The following is a 15,906-nucleotide window of genomic DNA, read 5'->3' as shown; positions in this document are numbered from 1 at the left end:
ATTATTCCCTTCTCTTAATTGACCTGGTGTTCAATTTGATAAGCATCCACATATCCTGTAGCCTGTGGTGCTGTTCTGGTAGCATATAGACCCATTGTACAGCCTACAAAACCACCAGCAATTTCTGTACTTAAATAATGAATAGCCACCGCTTCTGCGACAAGATGTTCTTCTTCAGCTACAATTACCTTGGCTGTCAATTGTTGCAACGCACCGGTAAATTGCAATACGAAACGATCACCGGTAAAGGTCGTCCTCCCTAGTGTTTCTTCTACGCCAGCTAGAGTACGGATGAGCTGGGCTAGATAGCCATTTTCTGTTTCGGTAATTTCCAAACGTACATGGTAGTCATTGCTTTGAATCAACGCCAAGCCACATGCTTCCCCTTTAGCCAAGGATGGTTGGATATCGACACGAAAATGGTAATTCATCGCTTTTTGTCGTAACCCAATATAAGTGGGTGAAGCCACATCTGATAAAGTCGCTTCCCCGGGTGTCAATCGCAACCAGCCTGGACGAACAGTCCGATTGTAATCAGCAGGATGCGGATTACGCAAATAGACAAAGGCAACGTTTTCTTCAGCCAATGAAAACTGGCTTGTTTCTGGGACTGAACTGAGGGGCAGTGCATGTTCTTGGACGTCTAAAAGCTGCCCATGACCTGGATTGACTACCGGCCAGCCGTCTTCCCAGACAACTTCAGCGAGAAACGTTTCACGTCCAAGATTGCTGTAACCTTCATAGTTTCGACTAGCCAAACAAGTCATATACCACTTGCCTGTTGTCGTTTCTACTAAATCCCCATGCCCGACATTGCAAACAGGAAAATCTTTACCCAAATGTCGATGAGTCAAAATAGGGTTATTGGGATTTCCCAAATAAGGCCCTGCCACTTGTTGACTTCGAGCAATCGTCACACAATGGTTAAAGCCAGTTCCCCCTTCCGCAATCATCAGATAATAATAGCCGTCTTTTTTATAAAGATGTGGTCCCTCAGGCCAAACTACATCTCGCATAGCACCTTTCCACAAAGAAGTACTCACACCAATCAGACGCATGGTATTTAGATCAAGTTCTTGCAACCATACTTCCCAATCACCATTGTAAGTGACACCTTTTGGATTCGGGCGCGTGCCTACATAATAACAACGTCCATCTTCATCAAAGAATAGACTGGGATCAATACCTGGAGCATCTTCTAAATAATAGGGATCAGACCACGGCCCCTTGGGATCGGTTGCTGTCACCACAAAGTTGCCACCATGGGTAACATTGGTGGTAATCATATAGAAAGTTCCTTCATGGTAACGAAGACAAGGTGCAAATATCCCTTGGGAATGCCCCGCCTGGTCTAAAGGCAACTGGCTATCCCGCTCTAAGACATTGCCAATTTGTGTCCAATTTACCAAATCTTTGCTGTGATAAATGGGAACACCTGGAAAATAAGCAAACGTCGAGGTCACTAAATAGAAATCTTCTCCTACCCCGCAAACGCTTGGATCTGGAGAAAAGCCTTTCAAAACTGGATTAGTAAAAGTATTCATGGTTAGCCTCGTTTCTCATTTTTAATTGCTAAGGAAGAGGGACACCAGCTAGCATCCCTGAAATAAGGCGCTATTAAAATGAGTCAGCTAGTTCAGTTTGTATGCTTTACTAACTTTCTAAATGATAAAACACCTCTTGACACAAGTCAACCGCTTACAGAACAATTTTTTTGTTTTTTTTGCTACACCACTATCCGTCTATTAACCACTAATGAACAACTATGCACGAACCCTTTACTCCTTAAAAAAAGTCGGTCTCGCCCCCCAACAACTTCATCAGGTTATAGCGAAACCGACAGACAAAAAATTCGTTTTTCTTTTGACAGGGCTAGTTTAGCTACCGTCATACTATTTTCTAAAGACTAAAGTTCTTTTTTACCTCAAAACCTTCGTATATCCCGCGTCAGATGGCCTCGTATTTATTTTTCAAGGCTTGAAAGCGTAGAACCCTTTATAAGCGTAACTTTATGGATATACTTTACGCCCTGCTTGATCGGCAATACCCGATTTTCGCCAGAAATAAGTATTGATTTGATCTCGCCACTCCACTGCCAGTTCTCGTTGCCATTGCAGCAACTCTTTGACATTTTGATAAGAATTCTGGTCAACATGAGGACCGATTTCTTCCCAAACAGCTTGATAGTCCTCAACTCGTTTAACACCTTCAAAATGCGTATCATAGATGTCTTGAATCAGGGTTTTGCTATTGTGTAGTCGATGCGTGTAAGGTACATGGTGAAACCATAACAACAACTCATCGGGACAAGTTGTTAAGTCATTAAAGTAATCTCGGATAGCTGGCGCATATTGTGACACGTAATCCGTTCCTGAAGTTGTTCGATCATTGCCAATACCCAGATGGTCAGCAAAATGATACGTTCCCCACCGATCATATTCATAACCATCGATATTGGGCCCATCGTGGGTTCTTGGCGTCACCATAAAACCGACACCTCGAGGGGCTGTATACATGCCATAGGTTTCCCGAGAAGTCACCAAAAGATCTGCCAACTTTTTCGTTTGATCCTCAGCTAAATCGAAAGTTAAGCCAATCCAACGTTGGGCACAGTCTTGGGTGGTCAGCTGATTGTTCCAACACAGTTTGCCATAACCATAGAGATTGATTTGCATCAGCTTATGGCCAGTCCAGTTTTCTGACATGCCCACCACTCCTACGGCACAAATACCACTGTAAGCTGGTTGTGGTGAAGTGTTTTTCAATAATTCCTTCACTTGGCCTGGTACGTCTTCATTGCGACAATCAAAATCCAATGCTTCTTTCCACACGGGCAATTGATAATAAACGGCTTTTTGATGCCCCGTATATTCCTGAGTCAATTGAAACTCAATGATATGATTGGTCTTTCGCAACCCACTCAACAAAGGAGAAGTGGGCTCTCGCACTTGGAAATCCAATGGGCCAAGCTTAATTTGTAGGCTAACATTTTCAACAAATTTCCCATCCAAAGGCATAAAATGATCATACGCTGCTTTGGCACGGTCAATGCTACGGTCCCGCCAGTTTTGCTGATGATTATAAACAAAACAACGCCATACCAAATGTCCACCATGAGGTTGCAATAGCCTGCCAAACATATTGGCCCCATCATCATGCCCACGACCATAAGCAAAAGGCCCTGGTTCCCCTTCCGAATCCGCTTTCACTACAAAGCCCCCAAAATCAGGAATATAACGATATAAAGCATCAATTTTTTCTTGCCAGAAAGCGATGACTTCTTTAGCAAGAGGATCCGCTGTTTCCAAACCACCAATCGCTTTAGGGGCGGCAAAGTTCACACTAAGGTATAGCTTAATTCCGTAAGAGCCCAAAATTTCATCAATAAGTCGCAATTCGCCAAAATGCTCCTCGCAAATGAGGGCTTTGGCTGCACCACGAACATTCACGTTATTAATTGAGATAGCATTAATTCCCACAGATGCTAAAAGACGAGCGTAGGACTCAATCAGTTGGTAATCCTTACGAAATTCATTGTCTTTAAAGAAAATGGAATCTCCGGCATAGCCTCGTTCAATTGTTCCATCCATATTATCCCAGTGATTAATCATCCGTAGCGCTTGGTCTGGCACACTTGTAAAAGAAGTGAAAGCTTCTCCCAATATCAATTTTTCATACAAGGCAAATAAGCCATAGAGTAAGCCTTTTGTCGTATTACTCTGAATAGCAACATGATTTTGCTCCCCTTTTACTCGATAGCCTTCCCTTCCCAAACACTCTTCTGTTACAAGTGAAAAGGCCAAGTCCCCTTCACTTGCTACTTCTTTTGTCAAATTCAGTAATGTGCCTACTTCTCGGCGAATACTTCTTGCCACTAAATCATCCGCAGGCAATGAGAAATGTTGAAAATAATGACTGGCTACTTTTCGTAACCAACATAAATCGCGAGTCATCAGTCCACCTAACCTTCATTAATTTTTTGTACAAGAAAAGGGGCCTAAGAAGACCCCTCATCATTTAAACGGCTTATAAATAATCGTTCAAGATATTTTTCACATATTCGATATGGCTAGATTTCAGGACTGGATCTTCATGGCTAACAGCATAATCGTATAAGCTTTCCAAGTCTTCTTCATCCTTCATGATTTTTTCGCCGAGGCCTTCGTTAAAGGAAGCATAGCGTTCTTCTTTCAAATCATCGAAGAAACGATCTTCTTTTAATTTCGCTGCATTTTTCAAACCGCGAGCGAAAGTATCCATCCCAGCAATATGAGCCAAGAACAAGTCTTCTGCTTCGAAAGCGGAACGACGTACTTTGGAGTCAAAGTTGATCCCACCAGGAGCGATACCGCCATTTTCCAAGACTTCGTACATCGCCAAAGTCACGTCCATGACATTGGTAGGGAATTCATCCGTATCCCAACCTAACAAAACATCCCCTTGGTTGGCATCCAATGAACCCAATGAATCGTAGCAACGTGCCACTGCAATTTCGTGTTCAAATGTATGACCAGCTAAAGTAGCATGGTTCGCTTCCAAGTTCAACTTGAAGTCGCCTTCTAAACCGTAATGTTGGATAAAGGCCATCGTAGTCGCTGCATCAAAGTCATATTGATGTTTTGAAGGTTCTTTTGGTTTTGGTTCCAACAAGAACTGTGGTTTGTGACCAATTTTTTCACCATAAGCAATCGCCATTTTGAAAAGACGAGCTATATTGTCTTGTTCAAGTTTCATGTTGGTATTCAGTAAAGTTTCGTATCCTTCACGGCCACCCCAGAAGACATAGTTTTCACCGCCAAGTTTTTTGGAGATGTCTAAGCCTTTTTTCACTTGTGCTGCAGCAATCGCATAAACTTCAGCGTTATTTGTTGAAGCCGCGCCGTTAACAAAACGTGGATTAGAAAACATGTTGGCAGTGTTCCAAAGCAATTTAATCCCTGTTTGATCCATTTTTTCTTTGATCAAGTCAGTAATTTCATCAACATTTGCAAAGAATTCTTCTAAGCTATCGCCTTCTGGTGCGATATCTACATCATGGAAACAGAAGTATTCTGCGCCTAATTTTTCGCAAATTTCAAAGAAGGCTTCTACCCTATTTTTGGCAGTTTCCATTGGCGTTTCACCAAACCAAGGGCGTTGGTTGACTGGATTACCAAATGGATCCGAACCATCTTGAGTCATTGTATGCCAATAAGCAATGGCAAAACGAAGATGATCCTTCATTTTTTTGCCCATCACTACTTCATCTGGATTGTAGTGGCGGAATGCAAACATATTTTTTGTGTCTGTGCCTTCATATTGAATCTTGTCGATACTTGGAAAATAACTCATTGAAAATCCCTCCATCAAATAGGTTGTTTAGCTTAACTAACTAACTCTATTAAAGAATAGCGCAACCTTTTTTAAATGTCAACCGCTTTCACGTATCTTTTTTTCAGTTTTTTTAAAGAAATGCGCTACTCCCAAAGCTACCTTCATCCCCTCCTATCAATTAGAAAACAAGATTGCCTTGCTACCGGAGAATCAGCCGGATTGTAGACTTGGTATTATGGAGTTTTCACTTGTGAAAACTTTATAATACCAAGTCTAAAAAAAGGCAAGCCCTCTTTCAAGGTTGCTTGCCTTTACGCTTTTGTATTTAAGCTTGCTAGAAAAGTTGATTACTCCACCTTAGCCGGCTTTTCCTGATGCATCCAAGCTGGCAAATGAAATTCTTGTACGATACCGATGAGTTGTCCTGAAAGTATGACTGTCAGCAATGAAAAACCAATGCGATTCAAGGGAATATAGCTCAAAGACAATACCAAGACGACCAAATCACTAGCAAGGTAGGCCCACTGAATTTTCATTTTAAAAACTTTGGCAATACTCATGGCCATAGCATCATCTCCACCCGGGGCACCACCTGCTCGAACACAAAGCCCACAGCCACCCCCGACAAAGATAGCTCCTACTACTGCTGCCAAAAGGGGCGTATCACCGATATGGGGCCAAAAAGGTCCGATTGCTTCAAAAAGACTATAGCTAGCAGAAAAACCCACAGAAGCGACAATGGAATAAAATATGAACTCTCGCCCTAATATTTTCCAGCCAGCCGCATAACATAACATATTGAAGATGAACCCAGTGATTGCTGGTGACAAATGAAACCAATGATCTAGTAACAGGGTCAGCCCCAGACCACCACCTTCAGTCACACCACTGAAGGAATGGATATTAAATAAGCCAAAAGATAAGATTGTACTCCCCAAAAACACCATCGTTAGTGCGCGGGGTTTAATTGTTTTTAACACAGTATTTTCCTCCAAAACAGATAAGTTATTTTTGTTGATGAATGTAACCAGCCTTATTTCACCAATTTGTACTCTTCACAAAACTGAATCAATCGCCGAACGTTTAGAAGGTATCGAGCAAGATATAACGTGACAGTAGATCAAAGAAAAAACAAAGAAAAGAGGGATAGTTAATGAGTACGGTTATTTTAGCTGAAAAACCAAGCCAGGCATTAGCCTACGCAAGTGCTTTAAAACAAAGCACCAAAAAAGACGGTTATTTTGAGATCAAAGACCCACTATTTACAGATGAAACGTTTATCACCTTTGGTTTTGGGCAGAATAAAAATGTAGGTTTTCGGCAATAGGAATTGTCGGCAATCGCCAGTTTAGATTTTATTTCTCATACGATAAGACTTGCCGGTAATCTTGAACACTTTGACATGATGAACCAGTCGGTCAAGGATCGCTGCCGCGATTTCTGGGCTTTGAAAAAATTCACCCCATCGAGATAAGACGATATTTGTCGTAATAATCGTAGAGCGGTGTTCATAACGCATGGCCAGAAGCTGGAAGAACAAATCGGCTTCTTGTTTTTGTATCGGTAGATAGCCAATCTCATCAATAATCAACACATCATATCGTGCATATCGGTTTAGTACTCGCTCAAGCGTGCCTTTCTCATAGGCAGCTCGTAAGCGTAAAAGAAGCTCATGACAAGGGATGAATAAAGGCCGGTACCCTTGATGGCAGGCTTCAATTCCTAAGGCAATCGTTAGATGCGTTTTCCCAACTCCTGGGCTCCCAATAAAGACCAGGTTCTCATGCTTTTCTACGAAACCCATGTGCTTTAAATCCAGCAGTTCACGTTTATTAATACTTGGCTGGAAGGTAAAATCAAATTCCTCTAGACTGGTCCGTTTAGGAAAGCGCGCTCGCTCTATCACGCGATTCATTTTCTGGTTATGTTGATGATTGACTTCCTTTCGCGTTAATTCCAGAAGAGCTTCCGTCAAGGAAAGCTCCTCTCGATTGGCAACCTCGATATAATTGGGAACATACTCCCGCATGTGATTCAAACCGAGCGTTTCTAGGTTGGTCATCAGTTCTTGATAATGGCTATTCTTCATCAGCAATCTCCACCAAATCATATTGTTTTAGACTTTCGCGAGTATAAGCTCTGATGTCATCGTCCTCTTTATGGCTCATGACATCTGACTTTAGGATTTGGAAATAGTCCTCCTCATGATAGTTCAATTGTTTTTTCGTTAAGGGATGCGACCGGATCAGTTCTCCGTTATAATGAATTTGTACTTGGTCTTCCTTGTCGGAGAGCTCGATTTCAACCTCTTTACCGATATAGCGAGGATCTACAGAGTACCTGCATTTACGGAAAACGACCATGGCTTCCTTCGTGACTTTACGGCTAATAAAGTCCTCAAAATAAGGATTCAAAAGGTTTTTCGGTAATTCATGTAGGTGCTCTTTTTCGTTTGTCCACCAACGCTCATCTGGCGTCTGGTCCGTTGCCTGGGAGACTTCACTATTTAACTCAGAACATAGGTCATTCACTAGATGACATAGCTCTACGGTATCATAAAATTCATGGTTATAGACCTTCAGTCGATCAACAGTTCTGGCTAACGCTTCTACACATCCTTTTGTTTGTGGTCGAAAGGGACGACAGGCAATTGGCGTGAAGCTGGCGTCTTTACTGAAGGCATAAAAGCGTTCGTTGAAATACGCTTTTGAAAACTGACTGCGAGAATGATCAACCACCGTCTTCATATTGTCGAACCAGATTTCTTTTGGCACACCACCGGTGTGATAGAAGGCATCATCCAGACATTCAAACAGGGTATCTTGCTTACGGTCAAAGGTTAAAGTAATGAATTTTTTCTTCGAGTAAGGAAGGACGTATAAGAAGATATTAAATTCAAAAACTTCTCCTTGATTACTGATTAAGCGCATATCTTCCTTCCAATCAACCTGGGCGGAAAGTCCCGGGTTATGCTCGACACGAATGGTGGCCTTTTGCACTTTTTCTTGTTTGAACTCGCGACAGTAAGCTTTTACTAGGCTGTAGCTCCCGTCAAATCCTTTGCGTTCGATAAATTTGAAGATACTGTAGGCACTACAATGCCCCTTGACTTTGTCTTGGATAATTTCTTTATATGGATCCAACTTGCTTGGACGTTTCTTGCGCGGGGTAGGTGTGGACGTTTCACCCTTAGCTTCTTCGTATGCATTTTTGACTGTTCGATAATCACAGTCATATTGTTTGGCTAATGCGGCATAGTTCGGTTTGATTTCGTTGATCACGTAGATCATCACTCCTTCGCGTATATCTTTTCTCATCCCTGAACCTCCGTTTCATTTGGGATAAGAAGAGCATACAAAAATGTAGGAAAACCAACAATTTTAAATTGCCATTTTCCTACATTTTATCGTTGCCGTTAACATAAAAAGCACTAAAAGTAATAGTATAACAAGAAAAATAGAAACTAATACCCAGTATTTATTTTGGCTAGGAATAGTTATATCTTGTCGGTTAAATGTCTTAGATATATGATCATCTACCTCAAATGATCTCGTCCACTCCCATTTCAATTCTTGATGTTAGGATGATTTCATGGACACGATTTGGTAGAATCTAACTACTAAGAAAAGGACGTGTCCACGATGGCAAAAGCCAATAAAAAATTTGATGAAGACTTTAAGAAGACGATCTTAGATTTAAACCAGTCTGGCCAATCGGTCGAGGAACTGGCAGAGCAATATGGTATCGCTACACAAACGATTTATCGTTGGAAGAAGCTTCATACAAAGAATGAAGCAACCGGCATGACTGAGGCAGAAATCCTAGCAATGAAAAAGGAAATGGCCCGCATGCAGGAGGAAAACACCATCCTAAAAAAGGCTTTAACCATATTCGCTCAAAAGTAAAAATGAGTGATGTCTTCGAATTTATTCAATCAAATGTTCATGATCATGACGTAAAACAAATGTGTACCGTTTTGGAAGCACCGAAATCCAGCTACTATGACTGGAAGAAAAAGAAGCCTTCCAAGCGCCAATCAGAAAACAAACGCTTAAACCGCTTGATTTCAGGAATCTACTTTGAAAACAAGGGGATCTATGGTGCGCCCAAAATTCATAAGATTCTTGTTGGCCGTGGCGAGAGCTTGTCCCTAAAGAAAGTACAAATACTGATGAGAAAATTAGGCTTGCGTTCAGTCACCCTCAAGAAGTACAAGCCTGGCAAACAAGTGAAAGTTAAAAGTGAAGGACGTAAAAACTTGTTAAACCAAGATTTTACCACTACGTCGATCAATCAAAAATGGGTGACAGATATTACCTATATTCATACCCTAAAAGATGGCTGGACCTACCTCTCCACTATCCAAGACCTCCACACAAAGAAAGTCATCGGTTGGAAGTTTGGCAAGCAGATGACGAAAGAATTGGTTATCGAAACCCTTGACCATGCGCTCTTACACCAAACACCCTCCGAGAACTTAATCATCCACTCAGATTTGGGTTCTCAGTACAATAGCGAAGCCTATGAGGCAAAGCTGAATGAATTGAACATTCGGCACTCCTTCAGTCGTAAGGGCTGTCCCTACGATAATGCCGGCATCGAATCGTTTCACGCCTCACTCAAAAAAGAAGAAGTCTATCCATCAAAAGCGTATGAAAACTTTGAAGCTGCTCATTTAGCGTTATTTCAATACATTGAAGGATTTTACAATCGCAAGCGAATCCATAGTAGTATCAACTATTTAACACCAAATCAGATGGAGGAGTTGGCATTGCAAGCTTAGTTCCTAGCTACCACCTACATTTTTTTTGCGAGATTTCCACAGGGCTTCAACTTCATCGCTTCGATCAGCGGTCAAACGGTTTTGGTTTGACGGCTGGTCGAAACGATGAGATACTCACCCGCTGGAATCTCGAAAAAATTCTCACAAATCGTGTCCGAGGTATTGACTCAAATCCAATCCTGTTAATTTTTCGTAAGGTGGCGGTGTTTGAAAAGGATTTTCCTTAACTTTGATCAGTTCATCAAACTTACTAGTTAGATTGATACTCTTCAATTTAGACAAATCTTTGCGAGCATTCTTTTTGATCTTTACATTGTATCCCAATCTATTTCACCTAAATCTTCACTCTCTTCATTCTCAAAGTGTTTGATCCGATCAAGTACACCCACATTTTGTAAGTTGAGTGTTTCTTGTAAGGAGTTCCAATCGCTCTTACTAATCATAATGACGCTTTCTTGCTCTTTTGTATTCGCAATTTCTACAGGTTGACTGTCAGCCACAACATGCTTAATGATTTCATAAAGGTTTTTTCTTGCATTTGTTGGTGTAATTACTTCCATGTTTTCTCCTCCTTTTCTTTAAATATCTTAAACATATTATAACGTACGTTAACAAAGAGAGTGAATATACTTAATTTTTCTTACAATTCTTCATATCTTGTAGTAATCGTTTTTTGAGACTTAACTTGTGGTTTCGATTGCTCAAGGTGCTTACTGTTTGCCGTCCTATTTATCCAATGGGCGGTTTCATGTATTGATTCTTGGTCTTTAACAGCTGTCATAGTCATTTTGTCTTCAGCGGCTTGCTTTTTGATTCGTTTATTAATCGAAGAATGCAACAAGAAAAGAAATTGCCAATCACTATTTTGCTTCTAGCATGACTGTCCTTCGTGTCCTGCACAGGAATAAGACTAACTGTATTGAAAAAGAGTAAAAAACGTTTTGATGCTACTTCATTTATTCTTTTGCTCAATCACTACTTCATCTTCATTTATCGGTTCTTCGAATCCTGAAAAAAAACGTTGAAGGATTTCTTCTGTAATAGGAAAAGCGGAATTTGCAGTCTGGACTTTATTTCTGATCGCTAATCGTTTTCGTAAAGTATCATAATCAGATTTTAGATAGATTACTTTAATCGTCACATCATATGCTGCCAGTAGTTCTCTATAAGCGTCTCGGTGACTTTTAGCCCAAAAACTAGAATCGACAACTACGTTTTTTCCTTCTTGAACAGCCTTCACTGTAAGCTCTTTCAATTTAACTGAAGATAATGAAGAAACTTTTGCATATTTCTCCGAAGGGTAATCAACACCATAAACGCCATAATCTTCCCAAATCAATTCATCTATTGCTAGTCTTACATAGCCTTCTTGCTCTTTTTGTTTTGAGTAAGTGGTTTTGCCTGCACCACTAACGCCACACATCAAAAGTACCTCAACCATTATTCTCCTCCTACCTTTTTCGAACAATAAACAAAGAGAACGAAAAAACCTTATTTGTAATCAACGCTCGTGTTTTAGACCACTGTTCGCCACCCACATCTGATGATACAATGATAACATTGTTTTTATGAACAACAAGCAGATTGGGAAACAATCGCAAGAAAAATAGTAAGTAAAATCATATATTAGAGAATAGAAGCGTTAGCCACTTAAGCTAACGGATAAATCAAATTTTTGTCCATTTCCACTCTACTATAAAAAAATTATTTTCTACAAAAAATAGGAACGAAAGCCAAAATACGAAAGAAACATCATGGCTAAAACTTATGTATGTAATGGTATCTTTATTTCTATTATTCCAATTTTAAAATAAAATAAGCCACCACTCCAAACTCTGATAGAAAAACAAGAATAGACTCTTGAGTAGAACTTGAGTGCAAAACTGCCTCCAAAATCAACGCAAGAGTCTATCTGTATAGATAAAGATCTTTATGGGCAAGTTCTTTTGTACCAGTAAAGATCCTTAGAATCAAACAAATCAGAATGCTTTCAAATCAAATGTGATAGTGTCATTGTTTTTTAAAAACAACTCTTGTGCCCCTTTATCGGTCATTTGGTCATTGACGGTATAGACCCAAAATAGATTGGCTTTTTGATCTTGGCTGATGCCGTCAATCGAAGTGATAAAGCCATCTTTTTCTTTGATCGCAAAGTTTTCTTTCATTACTTCCAGCAGCGACTCATTTTCTCGGAACGTTACTTCTTTTGAGGTCACAGCTTCTTGATTTTGGATGACGATCGTAGCTGTTCCTTGTTCTTGCTTCAAGGAACTTTGCTGCGTGCTTTCTGACGTTACACTTACCTGTTGGCATCCTGTAGCGACGAGTAGTGTGTTCACTAGCATGAATACGACAAATACTTTTTTCATCTATTTCTTCCTCTCCAATAGTCAAAATACTAATCGTTTTTCTATCCAATATGCGGATAAGAGTTATTTTATCAATCCCGTTTTTCTTAGAGCCCGCATTTTAATTGGATTTTACAGTTTGTGCAGGTACTGCAGCCGCCGATTTCCTCAATGGTTCCTTCATGGCAGATGGGACAGATTTTACCAGAGGCGACGGGTTCATCTACTTGAACGACAGGCAGCGGTTCAACTTGTGCGGTCAGCTCATTTTCAACCGCTTCTAAGGTAAGTACTTGTGAATCTCGGCTGCCGTCTACATAGACGGTCCCTCCTTTGGCTCCTCCTTCATAAAGATCTCGATAAACCTTGGCTACTTGGCTTACTGTATATCCTTTTGGTGCATTGACCGTTTTTGAAATGGAGCTATCCACCCAGCGTTGAATGGTGCATTGCACACCGACATGCTCTTCGGGTGTCAACTCCATAGCGGAATGAACCATGCCGGCAACTCCGCTTTGGTTCGTTCAGGATGATCCATCAGGTATTCGTCAACGATTTCCGCATTGATTTCAATAAACTTACCTAGTCGACCGCTTCTAAAATAAGAAAAGGAGTAGTAAGGTTCTAAACCAGTTGAAACTCCCGTCATCGTGCCTGTCGATCCTGTTGGCGCAACAGTCAAAAGATGAGAGTTGCGAATACCGATTCGCAGCACGCCTTCGCGGATGTGCGCTGGCATTTTTTTCATGTATCCTGTATCGATAAATTTCTTCCGCAACGCTTGCGTCTCTTGGTCATTTTTTCCAATCAGGAAGGGAAAGCTGCCTTTTTCTTTCGCCAATTCAATGGATGCCTCATAGGCAGTGACTGCCATTGCCTCGAAAATTTGATCAACGAATTGATTCCCTTCTGCCGATCCGTATTTTTTCCCACAGTAGATCAATAAATCTGCCAAGCCCATGATCCCTAATCCAACACGTCTTTCCCCTTTCGCCTGCTGCTCATTTTTGTCAAAAAAGTAAGGCGTTGCGTCAATAACATTGTCTTGGAAACGAACTGCTGTTTTCACGGTTTCTTTTAGTTTGGCAAAATCAACGGTGCCTTTCTGGCGATCCGCCATGTTTGCGAGATTGATGGCTGCCAAGTTACAGACGGCATAAGGGGTTAGGGGCTGTTCACCGCACGGATTGGTTGCCACGACTTTTTGTCCGTATGCTGTAGCATTCGTCATCTTGTTGGCATTATCGATAAAGAAAATACCAGGCTCAGCAGAATACGTTGCACAAAAAGTAATCAACTCCCATAACTCACGAGCTTTGATTCTTTGATAGGTTTTGACTTTATGACCAGCAGCTGCCCATTCTCGCACATCCCCGACTTCCGCCCATTTTGCATCATATTGCGCCATCTCTGCTTCTGAATAATTGTCAATATCTGGAAAGCGCAGCTCATACCACCCATCTGTCTTCACTGCTTCCATGAATTCTCCTGTCAAGCAGACTGAAATATTCGCACCAGTTAAGAAATCACTTTCTTTTACCGTATAGCTGCCACCTATGCGCAATTTTTCTTTTGCCTTTTGGATCATGTCATTATGTTCCTTATCTGACGATTCAGGCAGTTGCGCTAGATAAGTGAACATTCTTTCTTCCATTTTTGTCAAAGGATCAAATTGCAGTTTTTCATTGATCAGTTGTTTGATTGCTGCATTCGTGACTGTTTTTTTCAGGTGAAGCAATACAGCAGGATTTTGAACTTTAGAAAGAATAAACGTAAAAATATCTGGATGCCAATCTGCCATCATAATCATCTGCGCTCCACGGCGGCTACCTCCTTGTTCGACAAGGTTCGTCAAGTTTGCCAAATCATTCAACCAAGAAACTGCCCCAGAAGACCGACCACTGACACCGTGGACCACACTTGATTTTGGTCGCAAAGTCGACCCATTGGTTCCAACCCCGCCACCTCGACTCATGATTTCCATAACTTCTTGTCGATGAACAGCAATCCCTTTTCGGGAATCATGGATGAAAGGCATCACAAAGCAATTGAAGTAGGTAACTTGAGAATTTGTTCCTGCTCCATAAAGTACTCTGCCTGCGGGAATTAGGTTTTGCGCCACGATTTGTTGGTAAAACGCCTCAAAGAAGTGCTCCTGGTCATGGGACTCGTTGGCAGAAATCCCTTTGGCTACACGATGCGCCACTTGCTCAAAAAAGAGTTCTAACGGTTTTTCAATGTCACTTTTTCTTCTTTTAACAAGTCCATTGGCTTGTTCATCAATATCTTCTAACGCTGAGCGATAGGCCTCTTCCACTTCGATAGAGACTAGTTCCCCATCGATTGCTTTCACAACACCGATTCCTCGCGCAGGATATTTAGGATCAGCTTTCGTTGTCAAAATCACCAAATCATCCTTACGCAATGTTTGATGGGTTTGATCCTTGTATGAATAACGATCCAGCATAATCAAACGAGCGATTCCCTCAAATGTTTGGGTCATTTCTGGTGTGATCGCCGAAACTTCTTGGAACAACTTGATATCCTCGTTCAATTTCTCAATCGTTTGTTTTTTGTATTCCATTTCTTTCCCTCGCCTTCTAAAACACAACATATTGTGCTCGTTTTTTATTATCATACTATATAATGTGCATTTCAATCTTGAATTTTATTATTTTCCATGTATAATGAGAATGATTATCAATTAGAAAGACGGCGATTCTCATGCTTCCTCCCCAAACCAAGATATTTTCTATCCAAAGAATTTCTCATTTAGCACTGATCACTGCGGCTTGTATCGTTGGACGGTTAGTTTTTGTCTTTATCCCTAACATTCAGCCTATGAGTGCCCTTTTATTTTTAGTGGCTTTTTCTTACCGTTTATCCGATGCGTTGGTGATTGCCTTATTAAGTTTGCTCGGAACAAATATCTATCTAGGCATGGGTCTCTGGACGATCAGTCAATTGGCTGCACTTACTGTCACCATCGTTCTTTTTCATCAGATTGGAAAAATACCGATCATCAAGAAAAACCGCTTCTTGCAAGCTTTCTTTGCCTTTCTTTGCGGACTTCTTTATGGCTTGATCGTTTCGTTGATGGAAGTTTGGCTTTATCAGTTTCCTTCGTTTCTTGCCTATTACCTTCAAGGACTACTGTTCGATTTCTTCCATGCCAGCGGAAACTTCGTCTTTTATCTGATTTTATGGCCAGTATTTGAGCGAATAACACCCACCTCCTATAAGTTGGCGAAAAAAAACGAGTGATTTCGATGGAACGAAGCATTCGGCTAACTTTGTTTTAGTGTTTCTTTGAAAGAATGTTCGCGTAAAATTTTTCTTAGAAAACCAAAAAAACTACGACTACTCTCCTACTTTCTTTGCTTAAATATCAATCCAAAAAGTACCAGCGAAAAGCCTTACGAAAGGGTTTCTTCCATCTTTGTACGTCCATTCATTTAAATG

Annotated in this window: 12 protein-coding genes and 2 pseudogenes; 4 read left to right on the top strand and 10 right to left on the bottom strand. The window is 40.9% G+C overall.

Annotation, left to right across the window (positions count from 1 at the left end):
• Positions 1-14 precede the first annotated feature (14 nt).
• From IGJ25_RS05050 to IGJ25_RS05035, 4 genes are all read right to left on the bottom strand, one after another.
• Entirely contained in the window at positions 15-1,544 is a 1,530-nt protein-coding gene (locus tag IGJ25_RS05050; protein WP_438779131.1) for a glycoside hydrolase family 43 protein, read from the bottom strand.
• Between the two features lie 465 nt (positions 1,545-2,009).
• On the bottom strand, positions 2,010-3,953 hold the full coding sequence (locus tag IGJ25_RS05045; protein WP_010747577.1) for a hypothetical protein: 1,944 nt from the start codon (positions 3,951-3,953) through the stop codon (positions 2,010-2,012).
• Between the two features lie 73 nt (positions 3,954-4,026).
• Positions 4,027-5,331: a xylose isomerase gene (gene xylA, locus IGJ25_RS05040; protein ID WP_010747576.1), complete on the bottom strand. Its 1,305-nt coding sequence runs from the start codon at positions 5,329-5,331 to the stop codon at positions 4,027-4,029.
• A gap of 329 nt (positions 5,332-5,660) precedes the next feature.
• Positions 5,661-6,293, bottom strand: a complete 633-nt coding sequence (locus IGJ25_RS05035) for a YitT family protein (RefSeq protein WP_010747575.1) — start codon at positions 6,291-6,293, stop codon at positions 5,661-5,663.
• A gap of 87 nt (positions 6,294-6,380) precedes the next feature.
• On the opposite strand from IGJ25_RS05035, the pseudogene IGJ25_RS05030 reads away from it, so the two are divergent.
• Both IGJ25_RS05030 and IGJ25_RS05025 read left to right on the top strand, forming a co-directional pair.
• Positions 6,381-6,467: pseudogene (locus tag IGJ25_RS05030) on the top strand (resolvase); the annotation flags it as partial.
• Positions 6,467-6,640, top strand: coding sequence for a hypothetical protein (locus IGJ25_RS05025; RefSeq protein ID WP_010747574.1), 174 nt, complete (start codon positions 6,467-6,469; stop codon positions 6,638-6,640). The pseudogene IGJ25_RS05030 and the gene IGJ25_RS05025, both read left to right, overlap by 1 nt.
• Positions 6,641-6,661: 21 nt before the next feature.
• Here IGJ25_RS05025 and istB read toward each other — a convergent pair whose 3' ends face one another.
• Together istB and istA are read right to left on the bottom strand one after the other, a co-directional pair.
• Positions 6,662-7,402: an IS21-like element helper ATPase IstB gene (istB, locus tag IGJ25_RS05020; protein WP_208788625.1), complete on the bottom strand. Its 741-nt coding sequence runs from the start codon at positions 7,400-7,402 to the stop codon at positions 6,662-6,664.
• Entirely contained in the window at positions 7,392-8,630 is a 1,239-nt protein-coding gene (istA, locus tag IGJ25_RS05015) for an IS21 family transposase (protein ID WP_375351995.1), read from the bottom strand. Before istA ends, istB begins: the two co-directional genes overlap by 11 nt.
• Before the next feature lie 324 nt (positions 8,631-8,954).
• Here istA and IGJ25_RS05010 point away from each other — a divergent pair.
• Positions 8,955-10,096 (top strand): IS3 family transposase gene (locus tag IGJ25_RS05010; RefSeq protein ID WP_143348764.1). Its coding sequence is split into 2 segments (ribosomal slippage): positions 8,955-9,183 and positions 9,183-10,096, totalling 1,143 coding nucleotides; the frame shifts between segments, so codons are not numbered across the junction.
• 308 nt (positions 10,097-10,404) lie between these two features.
• Here IGJ25_RS05010 and IGJ25_RS05005 read toward each other — a convergent pair.
• From IGJ25_RS05005 to IGJ25_RS04990, 4 genes and pseudogenes are all read right to left on the bottom strand, one after another.
• Complete coding sequence (locus IGJ25_RS05005; RefSeq protein WP_081117239.1) at positions 10,405-10,656, bottom strand: type II toxin-antitoxin system Phd/YefM family antitoxin; 252 nt, start codon at positions 10,654-10,656, stop codon at positions 10,405-10,407.
• 392 nt (positions 10,657-11,048) lie between these two features.
• Positions 11,049-11,537 (bottom strand): AAA family ATPase, encoded by a 489-nt coding sequence (locus IGJ25_RS05000; protein ID WP_081117238.1) that lies wholly within the window; start codon positions 11,535-11,537, stop codon positions 11,049-11,051.
• A 538-nt stretch (positions 11,538-12,075) separates the two neighbouring features.
• Positions 12,076-12,465: a DUF4430 domain-containing protein gene (locus tag IGJ25_RS04995; protein WP_010747568.1), complete on the bottom strand. Its 390-nt coding sequence runs from the start codon at positions 12,463-12,465 to the stop codon at positions 12,076-12,078.
• An 86-nt stretch (positions 12,466-12,551) separates the two neighbouring features.
• Positions 12,552-15,028: pseudogene (locus IGJ25_RS04990) on the bottom strand (vitamin B12-dependent ribonucleotide reductase).
• Between the two features lie 140 nt (positions 15,029-15,168).
• Between IGJ25_RS04990 and IGJ25_RS04985 the strand changes: the two are divergent.
• Positions 15,169-15,708 carry a hypothetical protein gene (locus IGJ25_RS04985; protein ID WP_010747566.1) on the top strand — a complete coding sequence of 180 codons (540 nt, stop codon included), beginning with the start codon at positions 15,169-15,171 and terminating at the stop codon, positions 15,706-15,708.
• The last annotated feature ends 198 nt before the right edge of the window (positions 15,709-15,906 follow it).

The sequence above is a fragment of the Enterococcus sp. DIV0240d genome (assembly GCF_051711245.1).
In the GTDB taxonomy this organism is placed as follows: Bacteria; Bacillota; Bacilli; order Lactobacillales; family Enterococcaceae; genus Enterococcus_D; species Enterococcus_D casseliflavus.
This window is presented reverse-complemented; position numbering and strand designations above follow the sequence as displayed.